This window comes from Chitinophaga sp. (assembly GCF_035538455.1).
In the GTDB taxonomy this organism is placed as follows: domain Bacteria; phylum Bacteroidota; class Bacteroidia; order Chitinophagales; family Chitinophagaceae; genus Chitinophaga.
Genome location: NZ_DATLKJ010000217.1, coordinates 1 through 25314 on the forward strand (window position 1 = coordinate 1; position 25314 = coordinate 25314).

General features: G+C 45.8%; 27 protein-coding genes. 9 read left to right on the forward strand and 18 right to left on the reverse strand.

The genetic code is table 11. The features are described from left to right. The 4 genes from VM802_RS25735 to VM802_RS25750 form a co-directional block, all read right to left on the reverse strand. Window positions 1-876, reverse strand: an 876-nt coding sequence (locus VM802_RS25735) for a DNA recombination protein RmuC (RefSeq protein WP_325536111.1), incomplete at its 3' end; no start/stop codon positions are given. Window positions 877-1311: 435 nt separating this feature from the next. Continuing rightward, the gene (locus tag VM802_RS25740) at window positions 1312-2388 is read right to left on the reverse strand and encodes an iron-containing alcohol dehydrogenase family protein (RefSeq protein WP_325536113.1); all 1077 of its coding nucleotides are present in this window, start codon (window positions 2386-2388) and stop codon (window positions 1312-1314) included. 20 nt (window positions 2389-2408) lie between these two features. Beyond that, entirely contained in the window at window positions 2409-3134 is a 726-nt protein-coding gene (gene kdsB, locus VM802_RS25745; RefSeq protein WP_325536115.1) for a 3-deoxy-manno-octulosonate cytidylyltransferase, read from the reverse strand. A 60-nt stretch (window positions 3135-3194) separates the two neighbouring features. Then, entirely contained in the window at window positions 3195-4385 is a 1191-nt protein-coding gene (locus VM802_RS25750; RefSeq protein ID WP_325536117.1) for a DegT/DnrJ/EryC1/StrS family aminotransferase, read from the reverse strand. A gap of 117 nt (window positions 4386-4502) precedes the next feature. On the opposite strand from VM802_RS25750, the gene VM802_RS25755 reads away from it, so the two are divergent. Both VM802_RS25755 and VM802_RS25760 read left to right on the forward strand, forming a co-directional pair. After that, window positions 4503-4940 carry a YybH family protein gene (locus tag VM802_RS25755; RefSeq protein WP_325536119.1) on the forward strand — a complete coding sequence of 146 codons (438 nt, stop codon included), beginning with the start codon at window positions 4503-4505 and terminating at the stop codon, window positions 4938-4940. Between the two features lie 514 nt (window positions 4941-5454). Further along, a complete protein-coding gene (locus tag VM802_RS25760) occupies window positions 5455-5994 on the forward strand; it encodes a CAP domain-containing protein (RefSeq protein WP_325536121.1) in 540 nt (179 codons plus the stop codon). Here the strand turns inward: VM802_RS25760 and VM802_RS25765 are convergent, their stop codons facing one another. Further along, entirely contained in the window at window positions 5995-6264 is a 270-nt protein-coding gene (locus VM802_RS25765; protein WP_325536123.1) for a hypothetical protein, read from the reverse strand. 19 nt (window positions 6265-6283) lie between these two features. Further along, the gene (locus tag VM802_RS25770; protein ID WP_325536125.1) at window positions 6284-7027 is read right to left on the reverse strand and encodes a glycoside hydrolase family 25 protein; all 744 of its coding nucleotides are present in this window, start codon (window positions 7025-7027) and stop codon (window positions 6284-6286) included. A gap of 130 nt (window positions 7028-7157) precedes the next feature. On the opposite strand from VM802_RS25770, the gene VM802_RS25775 reads away from it, so the two are divergent. Then, window positions 7158-8183 carry an SPASM domain-containing protein gene (locus VM802_RS25775; RefSeq protein ID WP_325536127.1) on the forward strand — a complete coding sequence of 342 codons (1026 nt, stop codon included), beginning with the start codon at window positions 7158-7160 and terminating at the stop codon, window positions 8181-8183. An 81-nt stretch (window positions 8184-8264) separates the two neighbouring features. Here VM802_RS25775 and VM802_RS25780 read toward each other — a convergent pair whose 3' ends face one another. Genes VM802_RS25780 through VM802_RS25790 form a run of 3 tightly spaced genes read right to left on the reverse strand, consistent with a single transcriptional unit; the run spans window position 8265 to window position 9320 of the window. Continuing rightward, a complete protein-coding gene (locus tag VM802_RS25780; protein ID WP_325536129.1) occupies window positions 8265-8621 on the reverse strand; it encodes a hypothetical protein in 357 nt (118 codons plus the stop codon). A gap of 22 nt (window positions 8622-8643) precedes the next feature. Further along, window positions 8644-9102 carry a hypothetical protein gene (locus VM802_RS25785; protein WP_325536131.1) on the reverse strand — a complete coding sequence of 153 codons (459 nt, stop codon included), beginning with the start codon at window positions 9100-9102 and terminating at the stop codon, window positions 8644-8646. A 23-nt stretch (window positions 9103-9125) separates the two neighbouring features. Then, the gene (locus VM802_RS25790) at window positions 9126-9320 is read right to left on the reverse strand and encodes a hypothetical protein (protein ID WP_325536133.1); all 195 of its coding nucleotides are present in this window, start codon (window positions 9318-9320) and stop codon (window positions 9126-9128) included. A 204-nt stretch (window positions 9321-9524) separates the two neighbouring features. On the opposite strand from VM802_RS25790, the gene VM802_RS25795 reads away from it, so the two are divergent. Then, complete coding sequence (locus tag VM802_RS25795) at window positions 9525-10598, forward strand: AI-2E family transporter (protein WP_325536135.1); 1074 nt, start codon at window positions 9525-9527, stop codon at window positions 10596-10598. Here VM802_RS25795 and nadD read toward each other — a convergent pair. From nadD to paaA, 5 genes are all read right to left on the reverse strand, one after another. Then, on the reverse strand, window positions 10589-11158 hold the full coding sequence (gene nadD, locus VM802_RS25800) for a nicotinate (nicotinamide) nucleotide adenylyltransferase (RefSeq protein ID WP_325536137.1): 570 nt from the start codon (window positions 11156-11158) through the stop codon (window positions 10589-10591). The genes VM802_RS25795 and nadD overlap by 10 nt on opposite strands. Before the next feature lie 97 nt (window positions 11159-11255). Beyond that, window positions 11256-11750, reverse strand: coding sequence for a 1,2-phenylacetyl-CoA epoxidase subunit PaaD (paaD, locus tag VM802_RS25805; RefSeq protein ID WP_325536138.1), 495 nt, complete (start codon window positions 11748-11750; stop codon window positions 11256-11258). A gap of 5 nt (window positions 11751-11755) precedes the next feature. Beyond that, complete coding sequence (gene paaC, locus VM802_RS25810) at window positions 11756-12520, reverse strand: 1,2-phenylacetyl-CoA epoxidase subunit PaaC (RefSeq protein WP_325536141.1); 765 nt, start codon at window positions 12518-12520, stop codon at window positions 11756-11758. Next, the gene (locus VM802_RS25815; RefSeq protein ID WP_325536143.1) at window positions 12517-12885 is read right to left on the reverse strand and encodes a 1,2-phenylacetyl-CoA epoxidase subunit PaaB; all 369 of its coding nucleotides are present in this window, start codon (window positions 12883-12885) and stop codon (window positions 12517-12519) included. Before VM802_RS25815 ends, paaC begins: the two co-directional genes overlap by 4 nt. A gap of 69 nt (window positions 12886-12954) precedes the next feature. Next, window positions 12955-13953 carry a 1,2-phenylacetyl-CoA epoxidase subunit PaaA gene (gene paaA, locus VM802_RS25820; RefSeq protein ID WP_325536145.1) on the reverse strand — a complete coding sequence of 333 codons (999 nt, stop codon included), beginning with the start codon at window positions 13951-13953 and terminating at the stop codon, window positions 12955-12957. 174 nt (window positions 13954-14127) lie between these two features. Between paaA and VM802_RS25825 the strand changes: the two genes are divergently transcribed. Together VM802_RS25825 and VM802_RS25830 are read left to right on the forward strand one after the other, a co-directional pair. Beyond that, window positions 14128-14790, forward strand: coding sequence for a hypothetical protein (locus VM802_RS25825; protein ID WP_325536147.1), 663 nt, complete (start codon window positions 14128-14130; stop codon window positions 14788-14790). A 21-nt stretch (window positions 14791-14811) separates the two neighbouring features. Continuing rightward, complete coding sequence (locus VM802_RS25830) at window positions 14812-16242, forward strand: S41 family peptidase (protein ID WP_325536149.1); 1431 nt, start codon at window positions 14812-14814, stop codon at window positions 16240-16242. Window positions 16243-16253: 11 nt separating this feature from the next. Here the strand turns inward: VM802_RS25830 and VM802_RS25835 are convergent, their stop codons facing one another. The 4 genes from VM802_RS25835 to VM802_RS25850 form a co-directional block, all read right to left on the reverse strand. Beyond that, window positions 16254-17192 (reverse strand): M28 family peptidase, encoded by a 939-nt coding sequence (locus tag VM802_RS25835; protein WP_325536151.1) that lies wholly within the window; start codon window positions 17190-17192, stop codon window positions 16254-16256. A gap of 92 nt (window positions 17193-17284) precedes the next feature. Then, window positions 17285-19429 (reverse strand): ferrous iron transport protein B, encoded by a 2145-nt coding sequence (gene feoB, locus VM802_RS25840; RefSeq protein WP_325536152.1) that lies wholly within the window; start codon window positions 19427-19429, stop codon window positions 17285-17287. A gap of 179 nt (window positions 19430-19608) precedes the next feature. Then, window positions 19609-21375: a PspC domain-containing protein gene (locus VM802_RS25845; protein ID WP_325536154.1), complete on the reverse strand. Its 1767-nt coding sequence runs from the start codon at window positions 21373-21375 to the stop codon at window positions 19609-19611. Window positions 21376-21412: 37 nt separating this feature from the next. After that, a complete protein-coding gene (locus VM802_RS25850) occupies window positions 21413-21751 on the reverse strand; it encodes a PadR family transcriptional regulator (RefSeq protein ID WP_325536156.1) in 339 nt (112 codons plus the stop codon). 390 nt (window positions 21752-22141) lie between these two features. On the opposite strand from VM802_RS25850, the gene VM802_RS25855 reads away from it, so the two are divergent. The 3 genes from VM802_RS25855 to VM802_RS25865 all read left to right on the forward strand — a co-directional run bounded on the left by VM802_RS25855 (window position 22142) and on the right by VM802_RS25865 (window position 25080). Continuing rightward, complete coding sequence (locus VM802_RS25855; protein WP_325536158.1) at window positions 22142-22435, forward strand: hypothetical protein; 294 nt, start codon at window positions 22142-22144, stop codon at window positions 22433-22435. A 235-nt stretch (window positions 22436-22670) separates the two neighbouring features. Continuing rightward, window positions 22671-24320, forward strand: coding sequence for a SulP family inorganic anion transporter (locus VM802_RS25860; protein WP_325536160.1), 1650 nt, complete (start codon window positions 22671-22673; stop codon window positions 24318-24320). Between the two features lie 85 nt (window positions 24321-24405). After that, window positions 24406-25080 carry a carbonic anhydrase family protein gene (locus VM802_RS25865; protein WP_325536162.1) on the forward strand — a complete coding sequence of 225 codons (675 nt, stop codon included), beginning with the start codon at window positions 24406-24408 and terminating at the stop codon, window positions 25078-25080. The last annotated feature ends 234 nt before the right edge of the window (window positions 25081-25314 follow it).

A 25314-nucleotide genomic window follows, 5' to 3' on the forward strand; every position in this document is an offset into this window, starting at 1 on the left:
CATCTTCAGGGCTTGCTGTTTCTCTTCTTCATCTGTGGCACTGCAATATTGTTCATACGCTTTGAGAGAAACTTTTGAATCTATTACCAGCTGGCGGCTTTCAGGCAGATGCAGTACGAGGTCAGGCATTCTCAGTTGGCCGGTTTCATCCCGGCGGGCATCCTGTGTAAAGTAGTGTATTCCCTTTTCAAGACCGGATGCTTCCAGTACTTTTTCCAGGATCATCTCACCCCAGTTACCCTGTTTTTTGGTATCTGCTTTCAGTGCGTTGGTGAGGTTGTTGGCCTCTTTTGAAAGGGTTTGGTTGAGTTGCAGCAGTCTTTGCAGCTCGCTTTTTAACTCAGCGCGCTGGGAGGTTTCGGCCACGAGTGATTGCTGTACGCTACTCCGGAAGCTGTCGATCTTCTCTGCCAACGGTTTCAGCAGATCATCCATCTTCACTTGGTTTTGTTGCATAAAGGTGCCGGATATACGTTGCAGAATCTGCTGGGCTGTATTTTCAAATTGTACTTTGAAGTCCTGATGCACTTGCTGTAGCCTTTCTTTTTCCCCATTCAGTTGCTGGTGCAGGTATTTGTTTTGTTCTACCAATCGCCCCTGTTCAGACATAAGTCCGGCAAACTCTTCGTTGAGGCGTTCCAGTTGTTGCTGCTTTTCCCTGATCAGCTGCTGTTTGTCATCCAGCATACTCTGCTGATATTCCAGTTTCGCTTCCAACTGATTATACCGTTCCTGCAACAGGGAATAAGACGCTTTCATTTCTTCCTGTTGCATTAAATAGGTCTTCTGTGCGGTCATCGCTCCCTGCCTGGCTGCAAATAACAGATACCCCAGCACAATGGCGACCACCCCCATGACAATCAATAAAACTAACATGATAACTTCCATTGGTGTCAATATCGTTTTTTACTACGCATTCTATTAGCGGACTACAATTTTTCCTTGATTCGTTCGGTTATTCTGATATACGAAGATTGTAAAGAAAGATAATAATATTATAAGTGTGAGCTCGACCCTAAAGAAACGCTTCTCGCTTTTCCTTAGGCCATTTCCGTGGTAGCAGCTGCTATTGATATTATTTTACCGTTTTTGATGAATAAACCAACCCAGATGCAATACATGCCGAAATAGCGGAGTATACTGCTAGTATACCGGGAGTATATGTGGACTTGATCCGTAGTTAATATAGTATTATGTGGTCCGTTATCTATTCAGGATACGATATTCATATATAGCATGGGCTGACCAAAAGTCAATTGGTCAGCCCATGTTATTATTGTCGCACATCTCTTAAATCATAGCAATCAAAGTCTACAGTCTTTCGTAAAGCTTTCTTAAACGCTCGCGGGTCATAATCTGTTGCCAGTCTTTACCCAGTGCATTTTCCCACAGCGGCGCCATGCCCAGTGATACATTTATCATGGTATCGAACTGTTCATCTGTAAGCCCTTTGGTAATGCCTTGCGGAATGGTGATGTTATGCTTCTTTACCATCTCCTTGAACTTCACCACGCCATCAGGGTAAAACTCTTCCAGCTTATCAAATACAATGCAGTTGCCAATGCCATGCTTTGTTCCCAGCAGATATGCGAGGCCATAGCTCACAGCGTGGGCGACACCCACCTGGGAATAAGCAATGCTCATCCCGCCAGCATAGGAAGCCATCATCAGCTTTTCATCAGCATCATCATCCCATTTATCTTTCTGTAGGAAAATCTCTTCGCAAAGCTCCTGGGCCTTTTCACCGTAAGACTTACTGAAAGCGTTCAGGTAAGTACCTGTCAGTGACTCCACACAGTGAATGAAGCAGTCCATTGCGGTGTAGAAACGCTGGTTGGGCTCCACTGTTTTGGTTAGCGCAGGATCCAGCACGATCTGGTCAAACGGTGTAAAGTCAGAGTTCATGCCCAGCTTACGGGTAGGACCTGTGAGAACGCAGGTGCGGCTTACTTCTGCCCCGGTACCGGAAATAGTAGGAATACCCACTTTATAGACACCAGGAACTTTTACGAGATCCCAGCCCTGGTAGTCGGCGGAAGAGCCTGGGTTGGTCATCATCAGGGCTACTGCTTTGGCCATATCCATCACGGAGCCGCCGCCAATACCTATGATACCGGACACCTCTCCAAATTCAGCTTTCAATTCATCCCGGATCTGGTCTACGTAAGTTGTTTTAGGTTCATGCGTTACGTCGATCACCACTATTTTGTCTTTTCCCTGAAGCGGTACTCTTGACAAAAATTCTTGTTTATCCTGGAAATACTCATCCACAAAGAATATCATGGGTGCATCTCCTTTACGCCTGGGAGCCAGTATTTCTCCCAGCTGATCAAAACATCCGCTGCCGTAAACAACGTAGTCCACCATTTTAAAGTTCCTGAATTTCATATATCCGTCTTGGTTAGATGTTATAAATATTTAGCTGCCTTTACCAGATCTTCCGGAGTGTCAATTTCTACGCCCATGTAGGAGGTTGTTACCATTTTCATGGGAATCCCGTTCTCGAGGTAACGCAGGCATTCTACTTTTTCTGCTGATTCCAGCGGCGTCATGGACATCTGGGTGAAGTCAAGCAACGTTTGTTTACGGAAGGCATAAATGCCGATATGTTCGTAATAAACGGTTTTAATTTCTTTGTTCCGTGGATAGGGAATTACTGAGCGAGAAAAGAAAAGTGCATTGGAATTCTTGTCCACGGCTACTTTCACGTAGTTAGGGTCTTCCACCAGCGACAGATCTTTAAGTTCCTGCATCAGGGAGGCTACCTGTACTTTTTTTCCCTCTTCGCCTTCGAACACTTTGAGTAGCTTTTCCAGTGGTTCCTTCTGGGTAAATGGTTCATCGCCCTGAACATTCACTACTATATCCACGTCCATATCTTCAACGGCCTCGGCAATACGATCTGTTCCGCACTCATGTTCCTTTTTGCTCATTACCGCTTTGCCTCCGTTATTCACGATTTCATTATAGATAATGTCGCTGTCTGTTACCACCATCACGTCATCAAAAACACCTGTTTTTACCGTGGCTTCGTAGGTACGCAGGATCACAGTCTTGCCGCCGAGATCAGCCATCATTTTTCCCGGGAACCGGGTGGCTCCATAACGGGCAGGTATCAACGCTATTTTCTTCATGTCGTCTCCTTTTGTCTTACACCACGGCCCCGTAAATTACGGGGCCGCCGGTACAATATATTACAGTGCGCTTTTTACTGCTTTGACCAGTTTCTCCGCTCTCTCCTGTACTTCAGCATCACTCCAGGCCAGGTTGATTGGTGTAGAAATGTTTCTGCTGATGATGGCGTCGGAAGCCGGGAATGTTTTTGTTTTGTAGATTTCCATCGCTTGTTTCAGACCGGGTGCGAATGGAGTCAGTACGGTTCCTTGTTTAAAATGATCCCATTGGCGGATGTAGTGCCAGTTGTTATCATAATAGTAGAACGCTGGCAGGCCGGCAGCTTTCATGGCAGCAGCTGCGTTGCGCGCCTGTGATGCTTCCGGCAGGAAGAAAGACAGGAAGGTTGCACTGTCGCCCGCTTCGTCAGGCAATCTGCGAAAAGTAACGCCAGGCAGGGTTGCCAGGGCATCTTTGAATATCTTCTTGGTTTTGCGCTGAATGGCCAGGAAGTGATCCAGCTTGCGAACCTGGGCCAGGCCCACAGCAGCATGCAGTTCAGAAATACGGTAGTTGTATCCGATGAATGGATGGAGATCTGCACCACGGTCTACACCGAGGTGATCATGTCCGTGATCCGTATAGCCGTCGCATTTAGTATATACATCTTTATTGTTGGTAATGATAGCACCGCCTTCAGCACAGGTAATCGTTTTCACGAAGTCGAAGGAAAAGGTACCGGCATCACCGATAGCGCCAAGCGCTTTTCCTTTGTAGGTAGCACCAAAAGACTGGCAGGCATCTTCCAGCAGCAACAGGTTATGCTTTTTGCAGATGGCCTGTAATGCATCCAGATCAGCCATTGCACCGCACATATGTACCGGCATTACCGCTTTGGTACGTGGGGTAATAGCAGCTTCTACAGCTTTAGGGTCGAGGGTCAGCGTATCATCTACATCGACCAGCACCGGAGTGGCACCCACGGAAAATACAGATTCAAAGCTGGCCACAAACGTAAATGTAGGCATGATAATCTCATCGCCTGCACCCAATCCCAGGGCTGCCATGGCTGTAGTGAGCGCTGCTGTGCCGCTGGAGGCAAGCTGTGTGTACTGTACATTCAGTTTATCGCAAATAGCCTGTTCCAGCTCTTTCGCTTTCCAGATGCCTTTTCGTGGACCATCAAATCCGTAACGCATCATGATACCTGTTTCCAGTACATCGTTTACTTCTTTCCTTTCTTCGGCGCCAAATAGTTCGTATCCGGGCATAAGCTGTTGATTTTAAAATATAATTGGAAGAAATGATTTAAAATAGTGGTGCAAAGTTACTATAATCAACGTTGCGTTACATCGTAAAAACTGTTTATCTTTTGCTAAAAATTTAATATGCGTTTTATACTGTACCTGATTACAATAGGTTGCATTATTGCATTGCCGACCCGCTCTCTCCGGGCACAACAGGCCGACAAAGAGAAAATTGAGGCCCTCATGTCTGTTCAGACATCCGCCTGGAACAAAGGTGATATCAATGCTTTCATGCAAACCTACTGGAAGTCTGACTCCCTTCTGTTTGTAGGTAAAAATGGTGTCACATATGGCTGGCAGGCTACCCTGGACCGCTACAAGAAGGTTTATCCTGACACCACTGCCATGGGCAAACTTGATTTCAAACTGCTGGAATTCAAATCCCTGGCGCCTGGCGTCTTTCTCGTAATAGGCAAATGGCATCTGCAACGCAGTATCGGCGACCTCCAGGGCCATTTCAGTCTGGTATTGAAAAAGATCAGCGGAGAATGGAAGATCGTAGCCGACCATAGCTCATAAAAAAACCATCCTAAGAGTAGGATGGCCGCTATACACCACAACATTAAAGAAGAATTTTATTACTGTTGTACTCTTCTTCCATTCAAGAACTCGTATATCAGGTTTTCATGTGGATATGGTAATGATATTGGTTATAGAATGGCTGTATGAAGATTACAAGTATCGGGTGTCAAACTTTATTCCAACAGGGTTTGACCCCCTTTTTCCCGGAAAGCGAGCTCGTATACGTGGTGTCAGCTCCACATACCTTTCGTGCACAGTGTGCAAGGAATCCTACAGGGTGATGCAGAAATACAGCAGTTGTCATTAACATTAGCTTCACAAACTACCAGGTGTTTTTTTGCCGGCATCACATTATCTTCGTGACCTCAAAAATAATTTTAACCTCAACCAATGAAACATTCCGTGTAGTAAGTTTTAATCCTGATCCTCCCAAAAGCCTTTCTGTTAATCATTTTAATCAAAGTCCTGTTTAAAGCCCGGTAACTGTTTATCAATAACATTTAGAATCGTTATGCCCGGGAAAATCGTATGGGCCGGCCTTACTATGCTGGCTGCAATATTCGTCGTAAGCTGTACCAAAGAAACCACAGTCTTGCCCGACCCTATCAAACCAGGATCAGACAGTCTTACTGTACCTGAAAATCATGTAGACAGAACCAGTCTGCTCACGTTGGTCAATGGGCTTCGCAGCAAGGGCTGTAAATGTGGCGGCACCACTATGCCTCCCGTTGGCCCGCTCACATGGAGTGGCCTGTTGGAGAAAGCTGGCTATGACCACAGTAAGGACATGTCAGTCAAAAATTATTTTGCCCATGACGGACTGGACGGCTCCACACCCGGCGCCCGGCTGGATGCCATTGGTTACCATTGGAACTCTTATGGTGAGAATATTGCGATGGGTAACATGGACGAGCAGGCCGTGATACTGGGATGGCTCAACAGTCCCGGCCACTGCAGAAACATGATGAATCCCGATTTTACAGAGATCGGTGTAGGGCGATATGATAAATACTGGACGATGGAGCTTGGCCGCAGAAGTAGCATGCATTGATCAGGGTGCATCCATTTTTTTACGCCAGTAGCGCCACATCATATACAGGTAGGCTGCCAGAGAGAGAACGAACCAGGAATAAAAAAAGATCATCCGGCCCTTCGTGGATTCTTCCGGTACGGCAAATCCAAGATACAGACCCAGGAACACGTTGATCAACATCCAGAACATACCTACAAATATGGTACGCATGATCTTGATCAGAAAAAAGAAAAGCTCCCTGTCCAGCTTGTTCGGGTCTTCATTTTTTTGTTCCGGTTCTTCTGCCATTCGTATTAGTTTGACAATACTAAGGTATGCATAGTTTTGCGAGGTCCGTGCTGTCGCCTTTAAAAACATTGAAGTCCACAGTGGTTCTGATGCCATTCACCCGGCCTATATCACTGTGTTGCCAGAACAGCCATGGCCTTTTGGATGCAGGCCGCTCTTTCTGGTAATAGTGAGCAATCCAGAGTGGGTAATCATCAAACTCGTTGCCAAGATATGTTTCGTAAAAGTGTATGTTGGTATAAATGATGGGCTTTACTTTATAGGCTTTCTCCATTTCTTCCAGCCAGATCTTTGCTGTGCTGCGTATCACCGCTGCGGGCTGGTTGTTACTGGTTTCTATGTCCAGTACAGGAGGCAGGTCGCCACTGGTAAGATCTACTACGTTTCTGAAATTGATGGCCTGTTTAATGGGGTCCCTCGTGGAATAGAAAAAGTGATAGGCACCTCTGATCAGCCCTGCTTTTCCTGCCCTCTCCCAGTTTTGCTTAAATGCTGCATCCTGGCGGGTGATGCCTTCGGTAGCCTTGATAAAAGCAAATGATATACGGATATTATCTACCTGCATCTGTTTTACGGCGTGCCAGTTAATGTCCTTCTGGAATTTTGATACGTCAATGCCATGAATATCGTAATTAACGGGCATGTCTATCCCAAACTCTTCATAGCGTACAAACTGAACCCGTTTTTCGCGTAAATACCACCACAGAGCGGCTCCCGAGGCCAGTACTATTAATATTATTAATCCAATCCAGATTCGTTTCACGTTGTTACAGTTAGTTGCAGGAAATGATACCTGTATGCTGCAAATAATGCCGGCAGACCTTTTTTTACAGCAAGTATAGGTTATAATTTGTGTAAAGAAGCTACTTTTACAAAGGCCAAGTAAAATTTGTATGCCCGATTTTAATCTGAACGATACACGGAACCTGCTTTCAAAATTCACATTGCGTCGTGTGTTGAATGCAGGAAAGGTGCTTAGCAGCTACTTTGTGAGCAAATGGACCGGTAAGCCGGTACAGTGGGGTTACCCCATCTCTGTGTCTTTTGAGCCAACCACCTCCTGCAACCTGCGATGCCCAGAGTGCCCCAGCGGCCTGAGGGCTTTTACGAGACCTACGGGCATGCTGAAACAGGATTTTTTCAGACAGACCATTGATGAAATCTATAAGGAGCTGTTATACCTGATCTTCTATTTCCAGGGAGAACCTTATCTCAACACCGGTTTCCTGGAAATGGTAAAATATGCATCCGCGAAAGGGATCTATACAGCCACCTCCACCAACGCTCACTACCTGACAGACGAAAACGCCAGGAAGACTGTGGAAAGTGGGCTGGACAGGCTTATCATCTCTATTGATGGAACTACCCAGGACGTATATACGCAATACCGTGTAGGTGGTCAGCTAGAAAAGGTGATACAAGGGGCGAAAAACATTGTGAAGTGGAAGAAAGAGCTGAATTCAGCCAAACCCTTTGTTTTCTTCCAGTTTCTTGTGGTAAAGCCCAATGAGCACCAGATAGAAGATATAAAAAGGTTGGCGAAGGAGGTTGGTGTGGATCAGGTAAGATTTAAAACAGCGCAGGTATATGATTATGAAGAAGGAAACAAACTGATACCTACCATCGATAAATACTCCCGCTACCATCGCAATGAAGATGGTACTTATGCGATCAAGAACAAACTGAGTAATCACTGCTGGCGCCTTTGGCACTCCCCGGTGATCACATGGGACGGTCTCGTAGTGCCCTGCTGTTTCGATAAAGACGCACAGCACCGCCTTGGTGATCTGAAGAAGGAGTCATTCAAAGCGTTGTGGCACAACAAAGAGTATATCCGTTTCCGTAGTGAGATCATGGAGTCGCGCAAGAATATAGATATTTGTGCCAATTGCAGTGAGGGCACCAAAGTGTGGGGGTAACAGCGATAACGTTTACGTACATACGTTTATACAATCAGATATTAAAAAGGGCAAATGCGGTGTTGCATTTGCCCTTTCTTTTTATCCTTCAGCCGATGGAGCGGTCTTTTTTTTCTTTCTGCGGTGAGCAACCTTATTAAAAAGATTAATGCCCAGCTTCACACCAACGAATTCAATCGCGGTGATCAGTAATCGTGTGGTAAAGTCTTTGAATTTTCCGCTGCCCAAGGCAAACCTGGCCACATCACCTGCGATCCCCAGCACATTGGAATGTTTGCCGCTACCGGGAATCACCGCATTCAGGGCCATTTTTTTATAGTTGTCCCTGAAGTGGTCTACTCTGTTGCCAAGCTCATCTTCCAGCTGCTTTGACCGCATCTTCAGCCGGGCAATTTCCAGTTCCAGTGTTTCGAAACTGGTGACTTTTACCTTACGCATGTGTAAATGTTTTTTTCATTTTTTATGCCTTTGTGGTATTTTCTACGGCTTCATCATTAGGAACGTAGCCATAATCCTTTTCCTTATTGCTGCGCTGATTATGAATGTGCCCGGAGTTCTCATCATTTTCTGCAATCTCCTCTACCAATTCTGTAATCAGCAGCCTGGCCAGCGGACGTTGTATCAGTTGTTTGCGGAACAACAGAATCACGAGGAACAACAGGACAAACAGCCCGGCAGCACAGGAAAATCCTATTGTGAAGCTACCGGTCATCTCTCCAATCCAGAAGCCCACCACCATGCCCAGGAAAACAATCACGAAAAAAAACAGCAGGAAAGCCATCGTAAGAGAAAAGAAGAGGCCCAATGCCTTCGATAACTTTCCTGCCGCCTGGAGCTTTATCAGGTCCAGTCTGGTTTCCAGGTACTCCCTGGCTACTTTACCGGTCTGGTTAAAGTAGCTGCTGAAATTATCTTCCATGCAAAATATTTTTGGTGCTGAGGTTATGCCAACTCATTTTCCAGCTCATCGTGGAATTGGTCTTTTTTCTTCCTCAGCTTTACTCTGAGCCTTTCGGTCTGGTCTTTCAGTTTTCCAACCAGCTCGTCTTTCTTATCTGAATTGAGAAAATATCCAACGGCAACACCTACAGCAGCACCCACGATAAAGGAAACAACGGCTTTTGAACTATTACTCATAACTAAGGTTTTAAAGATGAGAAAAATAAAGTTTTCGTTTTTGGTATTTAAAGGTCAACAAACATTATTCCATAATTAGGATGAAACAAAATTTTAACCATCCTTATGCATTTTAAAAAACAAGCGTTGAGAGTTTTTGTTTAGGTAACTGTGGCTCCGGTGCGCTTTTTGCCGATATCAAATAAATATACGATAATTTGTACTATGAGTTATTTAGACAACGACCGCCTCAAGCAAATTGGCTTTCTGCTGTTAATCCTATTTCTGGCCGTTCTCCTCTTTATGGAGCTGTATACGTTTTTCCCGGGATTCCTTGGTGCTGTAACCTTGTATGTGATGTGCCGCAAATGGATGTTCCGGCTGGTAGAGAAACGGAAATGGAAGCCCACCCTGGCTGCAGCATTACTGATGGTATTGTCTTTCCTGATTATACTGCTGCCTGTAGGCATGCTGATAAATATGCTCACTGCTAAAGTGGCCTATGCGGTCAATCATTCGTCGGAATTAATCTCTGCTATCAAGCAGGTCAACCACCAGGTACAGGAAAGCATGGGCATCAATCTCTTATCTGACGGTCGTTTGCAAAAACTACAGGAGAGCATCACATCTTTCCTTCCGGGGTTCCTTGGCGCTACATTCAATACGCTGACAGCCATCGCCATCATGTATTTCATTCTCTTTTTTATGCTGGTCAACGGGCATAAGATGGAGGCTGCACTTTACGAATACATTCCGTTGAAAGAAAAAAATGTGGAGCGGCTGGGTAAAGAGTTCAACACATTGGTGTTTGCCAATGCACTGGGAATACCACTGATAGCGGTGATACAGGGAATCGTTTCTCTTATCGGGTATCTTGTCTTCGGCGTACCGCAACCATTCTTCTGGTTTATAGTAACCTGTTTTACCGCTATGCTTCCTGTTATTGGTGCAGCGGCAGTGTATGTGCCAATGGGCATTTACCTGTTGGCAACAGGCAATACCTGGCAGGGATTGGCCGTCCTTATTTATGGATTTGGTGTGGTGGGTATTTCAGACAACGTTGCAAGATTTCTGCTGGCAAAGAAGATTGCCGATGTGCATCCACTTATCACCATCTTTGGCGTGATCATAGGTGTTAGCCTCTTCGGCTTTATCGGCCTGATTTTCGGCCCGTTACTGATCTCCATGTTTATACTCCTGCTGGAGATCTATTCCAACGAATATCTTGTAAAAAGAAGAGACATCAGCGGCAGGGAAGCTCCGGCCGCAGCACATGACAGGGAAAAAAATCAGCGGTAGTAATTGTTGTCTGCAATATAGTTGATTACATTATCCGGTACCATATACCGCACGGATTTCCCTTCCTTAATCCACTTCCGGATACTGGTGGCAGAAATGTCGAGCATCGGAGCATCGAGTACTTCCAGCTTTGCCCCGAAGGTATCTGTGATTTCGTGTCCTGGCCGGCGATATACATAGATAGGATAATGCGCAACGATGTGCTGATAATTCTTCCACCGAGGCAGGTTTTGAAAACTGTCACTGCCCATGATGATGGCAAATTCCTGTGTGGGAAACTTTTCTCCCAAGTATGCGAGCGTATCTACAGTAAAAGATGGTCTTGGAAGTGAAAACTCGATATTACTAGCTCTGAGCCGTGATTCATCTTTGATGGCCAGTTCCACCAGGTGAAAACGATCATGCTCGTTGAGCAGTGCAGAAGAGGGTTTCAGCGGATTCTGCGGAGAAACCACCAGCCAAACTTTATCCAGATCTGTATTGTACGCTACGTAATTGGCAATAATCAGATGCCCCGTGTGTATAGGATTAAACGATCCGAAATACAAGCCTATTCTCATGTTTCATTGTATAAGTAGCCAATGGCTTCACAAATAATGCGTGTAAAAATAGGTATTTCCGTCGATAGCCATTGCGGCAACATGAAAACAGGGGCAACTATTCAAGGGGTTTGAACTGCTCAAATACCTGACCACATGACTTACAATAATGAATAGCCCTGCAAAGCGTAGATCCAAAAGGCGACCGGAGGTAAGTATGCTCACTGCCGCAATGCGGACAGGGCGTATTGAGCATGATCTCAGCTCTCACCTCACCCTGTAGCAGCTGTGGCGGCGCTATGCCAAAGTTCTTCAGTTTCTCCCTGGCGGTATCCGTCATGCGGTTGCTTTGCCAGTGTGTGTTTTTATCTACTTCAACAGTAACGGATATACCTAGTTCCTTTTCCACAGTTGTTTTGATTCCCTGCTGGATGAAGCTTACAGCCGGGCATGCAGCGAAAGTCGGGATCATCTTAATATGCACTTCGTCATCTGACGTCATCTCTACTCCGGTGATCATACCCAGGTCCATGACGCTCAGTACGGGGATCTCCGGATCCATCACATGTTCCAGTGATTTATATACTGCTTCCAGTGAAGTTGTTGCAGGCATAATTTTTACCAGCTGGCCTCCGTATCCAGGTTAAACACTTCTCCCATTTCTTTCAGCAATGGCGCCAGGTGCGGTGTATGAAATCCTTGCCGGCCGCCCAATACAGGCTGTATAGTGTCCAGTGCAGGCATATTAAGTGCAGATCTTACCAGTACCGGGTAAATACGGTCCAGCCAACGCTGATACAATTCTTTTTCACCAGGATATACCTTTTCCTCCATCAGTATTGCTTCGTATTCCTGCGATGGTTCAAAGACGCCTGCAGCCAGGGCAATAGTATCATTAAGTGCGGTTTGCATGCGTGCATAACTTTCCTCGCTGGCGTTACTTAACTGAATGATCCAGGCATTAGCATGCAATGTATGGTACTTCAGTTCTCCTTTCAGTTTTTTGCTTACCTGGCGGAATGGTTCATAGCTGCTCTCCTGGAGACTTTCATACCGCACGGTTTCAGCATGGTCAAACAGGAAATGACGCATCAGGCTGAAATCGTATTCACCATTGGGCATTTCAGTAAGGTGTGAGCATTTGAATTCCTTTTCTGCCCGCATGAATGCGAAGCGGTCGGGGTCCTTGCCTCCGAGCTCTTCATGCAATATGCGATACAACGCCCAAGCATGGCCAATTTTATCCTGTGCCATGGAAGAAAAGGCAATATCTTCTTCCATTACCGGGCCAAGGCCGGTCCATTCTGAATTGCGATGTCCCTGAACCAGTTCATCGTCACCCATTTTTATGATCAGATCTGTAAGTGCTGCTTGGTGGATCATTTAGTCTGTTTGAATTTATTGATCTTTTCCATTACTTTAAATCCGCTGGCATCGCGGTAAGTCTTCTCCAGGTTGTTGGCAAACATATCTTCATCTTCCACATCAAATGCAAGAATGTCGGCGCTTTTCACAACCCACAGGTTTACACATTTCTTACGGCGGGCAAATTGTTCTTTGGCAAAAACCAGTGCCAGCTGAGGATCAGGGGCATGTACACATCCCACGTGTTCATGATGGGCGCCTCTTTTTTCCTGGTGGAACACTTCATATACGTTCCAGTTCTCCCCTTCTTCTACCTTTATTACTTCTCCCGGTGCTCCCAGTTTCAGCCGGTTCACACGTGGGTCAAGAGATTCGTTGAGCATGAATTTTTACGATTGATTTATACGGCCAGCCATATGAAAATGCTGACCGACGTTTATGGATATACGATTCTATGCAACGGGTAATACGCGGCGATCCTGCGGATTCATCAGTGCTTTACGTACCCAGCGCCCCTGCTCTTCTGCCCATTTACGCACCTGCAGCCGTTCTTCGTTGCAGGGTCCACCACCATTGATCACCTTAAAGAACTCGTTCCAGTCGGGATCGGTATACTCCCAGCGGCCGGTGTCAGGGTTCTTACGCAGTGCCGGGTCCGGCAGGGTTAATCCCAGTTCCCATATTTTAGGCACATAGGTGTCAAGGAATTGGTTACGCATATCATCATTGCTGGCCATTTTCACCTTCCATTGCATCAGTTTCTCACTGTGTTGCGACGTTTTATCAGGAGGGCCGAAGAAATGCATAATTGGCTGCCACCAACGGTTCAGGGCATCCTGCAACATCTGTTTTTGTGCAGGCGTACCGGTTGCCAGTTCTATGAAGGCATCATGACCTTGTTTGAGGTGGAAGCTTTCTTCATAACAAATACGTTCCAGCGCCCTGCAATATGGGCCATAGGAGCCTTTTGAGTTGGCCACCTGATTCACGATCGCTGCCGCATCTATCAGAAATCCGATGACAGTCACGTCTGCCCATGTCTGGGCCGGATAGTTAAATACATTGGAATATTTGGACTTACCACTAAGCAGGTCATTGATCATGGCCTCTCTTGATTTACCAAGCGTTTCTGCCGCATTGTAGAGTAATTGTCCATGGCCTATTTCATCCTGCACTTTTGCGATGAGCGCCAGCTTACGTTTGAATCCCGGTGCGCGGGTAATCCATGTACCCTCAGGCAGCGCGCCGATAATTTCTGAGTGGGCGTGTTGTTCTATGAGCCGGGTCAGCTGCCGACGGTATTCTGTTGGCATCCAATCCCCTGGTTCGATCTTCTCTCCTTTGGCTATGCGCTCTTCGAATGCAGCCAGTTTTTCAGGCTCATCATGAAGTTGTTCTTCCCACAACTGTTTCTTGTTGGGTTCATCGAAAATATATCCGCCGCCGTACATAATACGATTGTTTTGGTCGAAAGTAAATTACGGAAAAAAGCCCGTTTATGACGGAAAATGATTGTTAAAACGGGAGGTATCCGTCATTCCTCAAATGTTATAGAATCCACAATTTTTTCCCCGGAGGTTCGGATAGTTGGTCATTTTGGTAATTTTAATTGTCGATGTTCCGGTATGTCTTCACCTTTATCCATACTACATTTGCTGTTGATGCCCTTCGGGCAGATGACCAGCCGCCCGGCGCCTCTGCGACCGGAGAATATAACCGTTATACAACTGGTCTTCGAAGAGCACCAACAGGCCGATTCCAGTAAGTCCGACACCCTTTTTTATTCTCCTGCCCGCCGGCTGCAATGGGACGACTTTCATGGGCATATTCCATCTTCCGGTTCCAGCGCTGCCGTATCCTACACCAGTTTCGCCTACGAAGGCAGCAGTCATTTGGTGCATGATACGCTGAAGATTACGCTGTCACTACAAGTATTTTTTGTAAAAAGCGCATCGTGGGTGCGGCCTGATTCACGGACTACCTATGCGCTTGCGCATGAACAGCTGCACTTCGACATCACCCGTCTGATAGCAGAACGTTTCAAACAGAAGTTGTTGCAGACAGCGCTCAACCGTGACGACTATGACAGTATTATACAATATCAATACCTTCAGTCTTTCCGGGAAATGAATCGTTTCCAGTATGCTTTTGATCAGGATACCCGTCACGGCGCTGATCCTGCGGCACAGGCACGCTGGCGCGACAAGGTAAATCTGGGTCTTAAAAATAAAGGTGTGATACCGGAAGAACTTGGCTTTGATTTGTTTGGTACTTTTAGGTCTCTTTAGCTGATTCAAAAATAAGATGTCATGAAACTGTACCACACTTACAGGTGCCTGATACCAGCTGTACTGCTGGTTTTTCTGGCTTCTGCCTGCAAAAAACATGATTCGCCCTCCCAGCCTCAGCAGGGCAATATCAACGACAGCATCTATTTTGTATTCAAAGACATCTATCTCTGGAATGACGCCATCCCCGATTCGGCGACATTCAAACCAGAGAGCTACGGTAGTGTGAACGCGATGTACGAGGCATTGCTACAGTACAAGAAATACAGTACAGGCAGGCCAATCGATAAATACAGTTTCCTTGACGATGGCACCACTTCCCGGACACTGCAAGGTGCGGTGGCCGGCAACGTCGGCTTTGAGGTTGGCTTCCAGACGAACACATCTATTTACGTGGTATATGTGTATCCTGGCTCACCTGCCGATAAAGCAGGCATCAGGCGCGGCTGGCAGGTTACCAACATTAATGGTGTAAGCAGTTTCAGTTACAGGGACCCTGCCACTAATAATCTGCTGAATCAGACATTGGGAGGAACCAACAACAGCAGCAACTTCACATTCAGAAAGCCTGATGGCAATACACAAAACAATGTACTTCAACCATCTACCTATAGTCTGAACCCCGTTTTGTATTCACATGTGTATGATTTCAACGGCACGAAGGTGGGTTATTTTGTATTCAACAGTTTTGTTGCATTGCGTGATATAAAAGCTGAAATAGACTCTATTTTTGATGCCTTTACTGCTGCAGGCGTCACCCGGCTGGTGGTAGATCTGCGCTACAATGGCGGTGGGCTGCTGGAAACAGCCGAATATCTGGCCAATAAAATGGTGCCTGCGTCTAAAACCAATACGGTTATGTATACGCAGTCATTCAACAGCAATATACTTAACAAAACATACAGCCGATATTTTGCCAATATGAAGGCAGTACCTTATTACCCCAATGTCAACTGGTCAGAAATCTTCTATGAGGAAGCCACTACTTACAGCACGGTGAAGTTTGCAAAGACCGGCTCGATGGCCCTCACCAACCTGAGCTTCCTGGTAACCAGGAACACAGTTTCTGCAAGCGAGCTGCTGTACAATGTACTCAGGCCATCTTTAAGCCCACGTCTTGTCGGTGATTCTACTTATGGTAAACCTGTTGGTTTTATCAATATTACCTTCGGCAATTATGATATGTATGCTGTTTCCTTTCAGACATTCAATGCATCCGGGGAGGGTAACTATTTCGATGGTTTCAAGCCGGATGTTGCCGTGCTTGATGACTATTCCAAAGACTGGGGAGACCTTGGAGATCCGCTACTACGAGGCGCGCTCACTGATATGGGAATTCCAACCAGCCTTCTGGGAAGAGCAGCTACAACGGAGAGCAACCGACTGGGAAGAATGTCGACCAACCTGAAAGGCAATAGCTTCAAGGGTATGATACAAACTATCAGACATTAACTGTCTGTTGCTTACTGCATTATCCTTACTTTATTGTATTTATTTTCAGGCAGAGAGCTATCGAGATCTCTTGCAACGTCCAGGATAGTTTTTACGGCGTTGTAGTAGAAAGAGTGATTAATTCGTGTATACTCATCCGTTACTCTGTGGTAGTCCGGATGATCCTCCACTCCGAAATACAGGAAGGGAATACCTGCTTTATGGAAGGGGCCCTGATCACTCTGGAATGTCCAGTCATCTCCTCCGGAACCGGGCTGGTCGTGTCCGGCGATTAGTTTGACCTTACTCCTGGCGGCTACGCTGTCAATATAACTTTTCAGTTCAGGGTACAATGCGGTCCCACAGGCATACAGTTCATTTTTATCGTTGTGGGAGACCATATCCATGTTGGTGTTCTGGCGAATGTTGGCCAGCGGCACGGGAGGTTGTTTGACAAATGCCTTGGAGCCCTGCAGGCCTTCTTCTTCTCCGTCAAAAGCGACAAAGATCAGTGTGAATCTGGGTGGATGCTGTTTAAAATAAGTGGCCATGGCCAGCATTGCGGCCACACCGGAAGCATTGTCGTCAGCACCGTTGTAGATGGAATCCTGCGAAGTGCCTGGCTGCCGGCTGATCCCGAGGTGATCATAGTGAGCAGATATAACGATCGCCTGGCTGAGCTTTCCCGGAATATAGCCGTAAAGGTTAGTTCCCATTACCTGCTTAGTTCCGTCCTGAAAGTAAAATGGATATTCGTAAGTACCATGATAGGGAGTTATGCCTATCTTCTTAAATCTGTCTATGATGTAGAATTGCGCCATCCTGTTGCCACGGGTACCGGTTCTACGTCCTTCAAATTTGTCATCTGAAAGTGTCCGGATATCAGTCATCAGGGAAGAGGAGTCAACCTTTATCTGCGCCATGGCTGGTGCAGCAAACAGTAAGCATAAGCCGAAGAAGAACCGTTTCATGGTACATTGCATTTAGATAAAGATAACGCAACGCATGGCAGTTTTACCGCACGTTGTATTTATCACAAAGCATTACTGCAATGTACAAGATATTATCTGAAGACAGAGAAGATAATGAGACTGCACAGGTAAGCCAGGCCTGTCATGTAAAACATTTGTATTACGGGTATCTTCCACGATTTGGTTTCGCGTTTTACGATTGCCATGGTACTCATACACTGCATGGCGAAAGCATAAAACAGCATCAGTGACAACCCGGCGGCGAGTGTATAAACCGGCGACCCATCGGGACGTTTGGCTGAAGCCATTTTCTCACGGAGCGTAGCATTATTGTCATCCGGATTTTCGCCTACGCTATATAGCGTAGCCATAGTCCCAACAAACACTTCTCTTGCCGCAAAAGAGGTGATCAAAGCGATACCTATTTTCCAGTCGAAGCCCAGTGGACGGATGGCAGGTTCAATCGAATGTCCCAGGATGCCGGCATAGGAGTTAGCCAATTTTTCAGAACGGAATTGTCTGTCCAGTTCATCTGTCTGTTCTTTTGCGCCGGGTGCATCTTTATGTACTGCCGCCATTAATTTTTCATGCTTCGCATGTACCGGCTGCATCCTGCCGGCGGGCCCGTAGGATGCCAGGAACCAGAGTATTACTGAGATCACAACAATTACTTTACCAGCATCGGTAATAAAGATCTTGGCTTTTTCCACCATCGTTGTACCCACATTCTTCCAGCGCGGCGCACGGTATACAGGCAATTCCATAATGAAATAGCTTTTCTCTTTGATCTTTACAAAAAGCTTCATGATTGCAGCAATCATTATAGCCATAAAGAATCCAAGCAGATAGAGCCCCATCATCACCAATCCCTGAAGACCCAATATTCCCAGCACACGTTTATCGGGGATTACCAGCGCAATCATCATGGTATATATCGGCAATCTGGCAGAACAGCTCATCAAAGGCGTTACCAGGATAGTGATAAGACGTTCTTTTTTGTTCTCAATAGTTCTGGTGGCCATGATGGCGGGCACGGCACAGGCTACTCCGCTGATCAGCGGCATCACTGATTTTCCGTTGAGGCCTACCTGGCGCATCAGGCGGTCTGTAAGAAAACTGATACGGGCCATATAACCGGTATCCTCCAGTATGGTGATCAGTCCGAATAATATCATGATCTGAGGCACAAACACTGCAAATCCACTTACACCGGCCAGTATCCCGTTGATGAATACATCTGTAAATTTTGTGTCAGGCAGTATTGTTGTGAGCCAGCCGCTCAGCTGTCCGAATCCCTTCTCGATCCAGTCCATGGGATATGAGGCCAGCCAGAAGATGCTCTGGAACAGGAGGAACATTACCACCAGCAGGATCACGTATCCCCAGAAGCGATGCAGCAGGAGGTCGTCTATTTTCTCAGACCTCAATTGCTTCTGTAAAGGATCAGCCTCGACTACCGCCGCTTTCATGATATGCTTGATGCGGGCGTAGCGTTGCATGATTTCTTCCGCTTGTATCTTGGTTTTATTGAATTGATGGGTATGCAGGGAATCCTTGATAAACTCCCGTTGTCTTTTGTTGAGGAACTGAAGTTCTTCTGCATTTACTGCGATATGAAGGGCAGCATAATCACTTTTTGCAGTAACTTGTTTTTTCACATCTTCTATTACATCGCCTGCAAGCTCATTGCTATTGATGAAGTCCCGGGGAGGTGCAGGAAAGTTTCCTTTTGCGGTGAGCTCAATTGTCTTTTTCAGTTCAGTAAGCCCTTTGTTCTTACGTGGGTTGATAGCCACTACCGGAACGCCCAGTTCTCTCTCCAGTCCATCCAAATCTATCTCCACTCCTTTCCGGCGCGCTATATCCATCATGGTGAGGGCAATGATAACTGGTATTTTCAGGTCTATAATCTGGGAACAGAAGAGCAGGTTACGTTTGAGGTTGGAAGCATCCGCCACGATGATGACGAGATTGGGCAGATCGGCATTCTCTGCGTTGATAAGTACATCGTAAGTTACAAACTCATCGGCGCTCTTGGGATACAGGCTGTAGGTGCCTGGCAGGTCTATAATATTGGCCGACAACCCGGGAACAATCAGGGCTGTTCCTGTTTTCTTGTCCACTGTAACACCGGGAAAGTTTCCGACCTTCTGGTTCAAACCGGTGAGCGCATTAAAGAGTGAACTTTTACCACTATTAGGATTTCCTACCAGCGCGATGTTTATTGGTGCCTGCATTCCTTATCTTATCCTCTTTTTTAATAATAAGCCGAATATGCAAAGTTAAACATTAATCACGCCGGGTAATGATCAAATCGGGAAAATCGTATAAGTGGCAATAAAACTTAGGGGGCCAGCCTTTAGCTTGATTTTCTAAAGACTGTCCCCCTGGAATGGCGGCTGATTTATTGTACTGTTTAACTACAAACGGAGAGATACAGATGGCTAAAGAACAAAGCGGCTATATCCTGTACAGGTTGTTGTTGTTCTGATGATCTTCCGGTACGGAGGCTTACAGCTGGGCTGTCGTTGCCTTTATAGCGGTAGTTCTCTTCTGAAGAGTCCCGGTTGCTCTTTTCATGTACCGGCGGATGAGGGTGGGTATCTTGTGAGCCGTCGGGTGTCATTTTCAATTCAATGGGGCCGTTATTGTCGTCATAATCACCATCCCTGTATTCGAAATCGTCGTCACTGCTGCCCCTGTTGACAGAGTGGTTGCGGTAAACCTCCCTGTCTATCTCAATATGCTTGCCAACTGGTACCCTGATGATCACTGTAACGCGCTGTCCTCTGTAGGGGGTGTTTACTGGTACTGTGATTCCTTCAGGCAGGTAGAGGACAGAGTCCTGCTGATTCAGGTGGAACTGAATTCCTTTCGCCAGCTCTGTTGCCTGCTGTATGGTACGTCCTTGTGAGTAACGTACTATTGCTACCTCAAAGCTATCTGTCTTACTTTTTTCAACTTTCACCCTCACGAAATTCACGATCACTGTGTCATCGGCTACCATCAGGTGATCATCAAACCAGGTGATGAAATCATCGTCGTTAGTGAGGAGAGAACCAGGCTCTCTTTTTACGATCAGTTTACCTTTGGATGGCTGGGTGATCGTCATTTGTGTGACATCAGAACCACGTCTTCTGAAATCTTTCACTACAGAAGTTATAACAATCATGGAGAATACCAGTCCCAGTAACCAGAGGAATACCAGTGCATAGCTCGCATAACGGTTAGCCTGTTTAACACCGGTGAGCTTGCGTACGATAAAGATCAGCAGTCCTACAACCGGGATACCTATTACCAGGGCCAGGGCCGGCCAGAAGAAATAGTTCTGTACGGGGCTTGTAAGCAACAGGTTTTTTAGTGGCATCAGGGCCGCGGAAGAAACAGCGAGCAGAATACCTACCGTAATCAGGCAGATAAGCATCACTGCGGCGAAGAAGTAGAGGAATCCTTTGGTTACGAATACCAGTACTTGTCCGAGCCCTTTTGCAAGATTTACAAAAAAGCTTTCCAGGTCATTACCAACCTGCCTTCCGCGGCCCTGCGAAAAATTTTTAATATCGCTGCCTACGTTCTTCATTTGGTTTTTCATGCTGCTCAGCTCTTCCTGGATAGTGGCCTTGATATTGTTCAAGTCCACCTTTTCCCCTCTCATTTCCAGTTTCTCCGTTGTTGTTTCTGCGGCAGGAGTAGCTATCCAGAGAATAAAGTATACCAGGATACCAGAGCCGAAACCACCGATGGCCAGCAGGGCAAAGATGATACGGAAGATTACGGGGTCAATGTTGAAATAGGCACCCAGACCGCTACATACACCACTCAGCACCTTATTGTCCGGATCACGGTACAAACGCTTGCGGGGACGGGGGATATAATCCTCGAAGGAGTCTTTCTGTTCATTCTGGGTGTTGCCTTTGGGCGCGTCATCAAATTGTTCAGGTGTGCCCATAGCGGCTTTTACGGCAACTACATCCTCATCTGTAATGCAGTGTGCGCCTTTCTTCAGCTTGTCCTGGAATATTTCAGCGACGCGGCTTTCAATGTCTGACACAATTTCATCTCCCCCCTCCTCGTTTGCAAAATATTTCTTGAGGCTGTCCAGATACTGGCGGAGTATCTCGTATGCACTATCCTCAATGGGGATAAGCCGACTCGACAGGTTTATGTTGATTATCTTTTTCATTTTGATTCTGCTTTTATAGGTTTAGATAAGGAGTCGTTTAAAGTGGAGTACTGTTTTGTGTTAATTGGTGTACCGCATTGGCCAGTTCGTTCCAGGTGCTTTCCAGTTCGCGGTAAAAGGTTTCGCCTTTTTCTGTCATGGAAAAATATTTCCTTGGAGGGCCAGAACTGCTTTCCACCCATCTGTAAGTAAGCAATTCTGCGTTTTTGAGTCTCGTAAGTAAGGGATAAAGTGTGCCTTCGAGGATGTCAAGCTTTGCCTCTTTCATCTTTTCTATGATGTCTGACGGGTAAGCTTCTCCTTGCTTTATCACAGACAAAATGCAAAACTCCAGCACGCCCTTCCTCATTTGCGATTGTGTGTTATCTATATTCATGGCAAGTGAGCTTTAAAAACTTTTTGCTAATGGTTGGTCGTTGATTCCGGTTGTCTGAATAACCGTTTCTTCAACCTTACGACACAAAAGTAGGGATTATTTACTACTATGCAATACACAATACCATACAAAACAAAATAACTTGCTTTAAATATTACCTCTAAATTGCTCCTAAATGCAATACAGGTAAGTGTTTCATACTAACTTTCAGAGATCGGTCAATTAACGATAAATGTGATGATCGGTCTAAAACAGGGATAATTGGATTTTTGTATCTTGAGGGTATTTTATTTGCTGAGATGGGGTTAAATCTCTTTAACATTTTTTTAATTGTCGTATTTTAGAATAAATGATTTTGCTCCTTTACTTTTGTAACACACGGTGCTACTCATGAAGAAAATTATCGGCATATTCCTATTGAGCCTTATGGTCTCACAACTCCTTCCGATAAAGGAGGTGGGGAAGCTGCTGTTTAATAATCAGATTGTGGAAGAACATCCTGTGGATGCCTGCGGGGATCATATCAAGATTGCGAAGGAAATAAAATTCTTCAATATCTCTGATGAGCTTGCGCTGAATGCACCGCTGCTGATCTCAGAGCAATATCTTCAGCTTTGTGAGGATATCCCGAGCAATCCTGCCATGGAAATCCATGCTCCCCCACCCAATATTCATGTAGCGTAATCACACCCCTGCTGCTGTTTACCACAGTGGCATATCGTTTCCATCATTTAATTCTTAAAAAACTATTTGCTGGTCCTGCACAGGAAGACGTGTATCTGTATGTATCTCTAATACCTGATACAAATAATCTGTACCGTGCGTAAGGCATATAGTATCCATGTAATTGTAATCTTCCGCGGTTGCTGCTGTTGCGGCTATCCAGGGAAGCAATCCCTGAACGGAAAAGCTTAAATCTATGAACAAGCGAACTTCATTATTCTCTAATATCAAGGGCGATTTTTCAGCGGGCCTGGTGGTTTTCCTCATTGCTGTTCCGTTGTGTCTGGGTATTGCCCTGGCCTCCGGCGCCCCTCTTTTTTCCGGTATGATTGCCGGTATTGTGGGGGGATTAGTAGTAGGTTTTCTCAGCGGCTCACAGTTGAGTGTGAGCGGACCAGCAGCGGGCCTTACCGCTGTAGTGCTAACGGCCATTACAAAACTGGGAGCATTTGATGTTTTCCTGCTTTCCCTGGTGATAGCCGGCGGACTGCAATTATTACTGGGTACTATTAAAGCTGGTACTGTTGCCAATTATTTTCCATCCAACGTTATTACGGGGATGCTGACAGCCATTGGTATTATCATCATTCTGAAACAGCTGCCACATGCGTTTGGCTACGACGCCGATTCTGAAGGAGACTTCACTTTTATCCAGACTGATGGCAACAATTCAATCAGCGCATTGTTTTCTGCCCTGAACCATATTAATCTCGGCGCTACTATTATCACCATCATATCCATTTTCATTATTCTGTACTGGAGCAAGATCCCGAAAGTAAGTATAGTGCCGGCACCCCTTGTAGCTGTAATAACGGGCATATTGTTAAATATGGCCTTTTCTGGTAGTGCGGTGCTGGCACTGGGATCTAACCATCTGGTGAGTCTTCCGGTTCCTACCAGTTTCAATGACTTCATCGGGCAGTTCACCACGCCCAACTTCGGAGCCATTGGCAATAAGGAAGTATGGATTACGGCCATGACCATTGCGATAGTAGCTTCGGTAGAAACGCTGCTCAATGTAGAAGCCACTGACAAACTCGATCCGCTGAAACGCTATACGCCGCCTAACCGTGAGCTGAAAGCCCAGGGTATCGGCAACATTGTGAGCGGACTTATCGGCGGCTTGCCTGTTACCTCGGTGATTGTACGATCCAGCGCCAATATCAATGCCGGCGCCAGAAGTAAAATGTCGACCATGATCCATGCGGCATTGCTGCTGGTGTGTGCGGCTCTGATACCCTCTGTACTGAATAAAATCCCGTTGGCGACACTGGCTGCGGTACTGTTGGTAACCGGTTACAAACTTTGTAAGATTTCCATCTTCAAGGAAATGTTCAAGAATGGTAAATACCAGTGGGTACCTTTCATTGTAACCGTCCTGGCTATCGTATTTACGGACCTATTGATTGGTATTGCCCTTGGTATGGCAGTAAGTGTAGTGGCCATCTTAAGAGGTAATATGAAAAGCTCTTACTTTTTCCGCAAGGAGAAATATCATACAGGCGACAGCATCAGGCTGGAACTGGCGCAGGAAGTTTCTTTCCTGAACAAAGCCAGCATCCTCCTCACGCTGGATCATCTGCCAAACGATACAACAGTAATCATTGATGCACACAAAACAGCCTATATAGACTTTGATGTGTTGCAGACAATTCGGGAATTCAAGGAAATCAAGGCACAGCAAAAAGATATTAAGGTGATACTCACCGGTTTCAAATCTGTATATAACATCCAGAACACACCAGACTTGTCTCAAGAAGAGCAGAACAGTTTGTCTAGCGGAGAAGTGTATACGATTTCTACCGGTAATCATAAAGATCTGCTGAAACAATTACAGTTAAACTAACGACAGAGGTCAAAAGAAGCAAGGAGAGAAAAAGGAAACCATGCTCCCTTCTTATTCCTGTCACAAAAATTTAAAACAGAACAGTATGAAGACACTCAATAAAGCATTACAGAATAAAATAACTCCGCAACAGGCACTTGAACTTTTAAAAGCGGGTAACACCCGTTTCGTGGAGAACCTCCGCATCAACCGCAACTTGCTGCAGATGGTCAATGAAACGTCTGATGGTCAGTGGCCAATGGCTGCTATTGTCAGCTGTATGGACTCCAGAACTTCAGCAGAGCTTATCTTTGATCAGGGGCTGGGAGATGTTTTCAGTATCCGCCTGGCTGGCGCCATCATTTCAGACAATGTGTTGGGTAGCCTGGAATATGCGTGTAAAGCTGCTGGTTCCAAATTCATTGTGGTGCTGGGACATACCAAATGCGGCGCTATCAGTGGAGCCTGTGATGCAGTAGAAATGGGTAACCTCACTGGTTTGCTCAACAAGATCACTCCTGCTGTTTTTGCAGAAAAGACGATCGGTGAAAATCGCAATTCAAAGAATCCTGATTTTGTAAATGCTGTAACCAACATTCATGTTGAACGTTCTGTTCAGGCAATTATGGAACAAAGCAATATTTTACGTGAAATGATCCTGAAAGGCGAGGTTGGTATTATCGGGGCCATATATGATGTGGTAACGGGGCAGGTGAGTTTCATGGAACACACACTTATTCTGAATAATAAGAGCGAAGAAATCCCGGCAGTAGCTGTGTAATTTTTTCAGGTTCACTGACGTAGATCAGAGGTTTAGGAATTGAAATAAATTCCTAAACCTCTGATTATTAAATAATCTTCAGTCTTTCTGCTGCCAGTTCCAGTGTACTGTCTTTTTTGGCAAAGCAGAAACGGACTACATGGTCATCTTTCCCATCCTGGTAAAATGCAGACACCGGGATAGCAGCTACGCCAAACTCTTTGGTAATTCTGGTGGCAAAAGCCTTATCCCCCT

Bases quoted from the DNA above. Each gene is read 5' to 3' on its own strand.
- VM802_RS25755 (WP_325536119.1), top strand. From the start codon at position 4,503: ATGCGTTTTATACTGTACCTGATTACAATAGGTTGCATTATTGCATTG.
- VM802_RS25760 (WP_325536121.1), top strand. From the start codon at position 5,455: ATGCCCGGGAAAATCGTATGGGCCGGCCTTACTATGCTGGCTGCAATA.
- VM802_RS25825 (WP_325536147.1), top strand. From the start codon at position 14,128: ATGTCTTCACCTTTATCCATACTACATTTGCTGTTGATGCCCTTCGGG.
- feoB (WP_325536152.1), bottom strand. From the start codon at position 19,429: ATGCAGGCACCAATAAACATCGCGCTGGTAGGAAATCCTAATAGTGGT.
- VM802_RS25850 (WP_325536156.1), bottom strand. From the start codon at position 21,751: ATGAATATAGATAACACACAATCGCAAATGAGGAAGGGCGTGCTGGAG.
- kdsB (WP_325536115.1), bottom strand. From the start codon at position 3,134: ATGAAGAAAATAGCGTTGATACCTGCCCGTTATGGAGCCACCCGGTTC.
- VM802_RS25865 (WP_325536162.1), top strand. From the start codon at position 24,406: ATGAAGACACTCAATAAAGCATTACAGAATAAAATAACTCCGCAACAG.
- paaC (WP_325536141.1), bottom strand. From the start codon at position 12,520: ATGATCCACCAAGCAGCACTTACAGATCTGATCATAAAAATGGGTGAC.
- VM802_RS25835 (WP_325536151.1), bottom strand. From the start codon at position 17,192: ATGAAACGGTTCTTCTTCGGCTTATGCTTACTGTTTGCTGCACCAGCC.
- paaD (WP_325536138.1), bottom strand. From the start codon at position 11,750: ATGCCTGCAACAACTTCACTGGAAGCAGTATATAAATCACTGGAACAT.
- VM802_RS25765 (WP_325536123.1), bottom strand. From the start codon at position 6,264: ATGGCAGAAGAACCGGAACAAAAAAATGAAGACCCGAACAAGCTGGAC.
- paaA (WP_325536145.1), bottom strand. From the start codon at position 13,953: ATGTACGGCGGCGGATATATTTTCGATGAACCCAACAAGAAACAGTTG.
- VM802_RS25855 (WP_325536158.1), top strand. From the start codon at position 22,142: ATGAAGAAAATTATCGGCATATTCCTATTGAGCCTTATGGTCTCACAA.
- VM802_RS25795 (WP_325536135.1), top strand. From the start codon at position 9,525: ATGAGTTATTTAGACAACGACCGCCTCAAGCAAATTGGCTTTCTGCTG.
- nadD (WP_325536137.1), bottom strand. From the start codon at position 11,158: ATGAGAATAGGCTTGTATTTCGGATCGTTTAATCCTATACACACGGGG.
- VM802_RS25750 (WP_325536117.1), bottom strand. From the start codon at position 4,385: ATGCCCGGATACGAACTATTTGGCGCCGAAGAAAGGAAAGAAGTAAAC.
- VM802_RS25860 (WP_325536160.1), top strand. From the start codon at position 22,671: ATGAACAAGCGAACTTCATTATTCTCTAATATCAAGGGCGATTTTTCA.
- VM802_RS25790 (WP_325536133.1), bottom strand. From the start codon at position 9,320: ATGAGTAATAGTTCAAAAGCCGTTGTTTCCTTTATCGTGGGTGCTGCT.
- VM802_RS25740 (WP_325536113.1), bottom strand. From the start codon at position 2,388: ATGAAATTCAGGAACTTTAAAATGGTGGACTACGTTGTTTACGGCAGC.
- VM802_RS25830 (WP_325536149.1), top strand. From the start codon at position 14,812: ATGAAACTGTACCACACTTACAGGTGCCTGATACCAGCTGTACTGCTG.
- VM802_RS25845 (WP_325536154.1), bottom strand. From the start codon at position 21,375: ATGAAAAAGATAATCAACATAAACCTGTCGAGTCGGCTTATCCCCATT.
- VM802_RS25775 (WP_325536127.1), top strand. From the start codon at position 7,158: ATGCCCGATTTTAATCTGAACGATACACGGAACCTGCTTTCAAAATTC.
- VM802_RS25785 (WP_325536131.1), bottom strand. From the start codon at position 9,102: ATGGAAGATAATTTCAGCAGCTACTTTAACCAGACCGGTAAAGTAGCC.
- VM802_RS25780 (WP_325536129.1), bottom strand. From the start codon at position 8,621: ATGCGTAAGGTAAAAGTCACCAGTTTCGAAACACTGGAACTGGAAATT.
- VM802_RS25815 (WP_325536143.1), bottom strand. From the start codon at position 12,885: ATGCTCAACGAATCTCTTGACCCACGTGTGAACCGGCTGAAACTGGGA.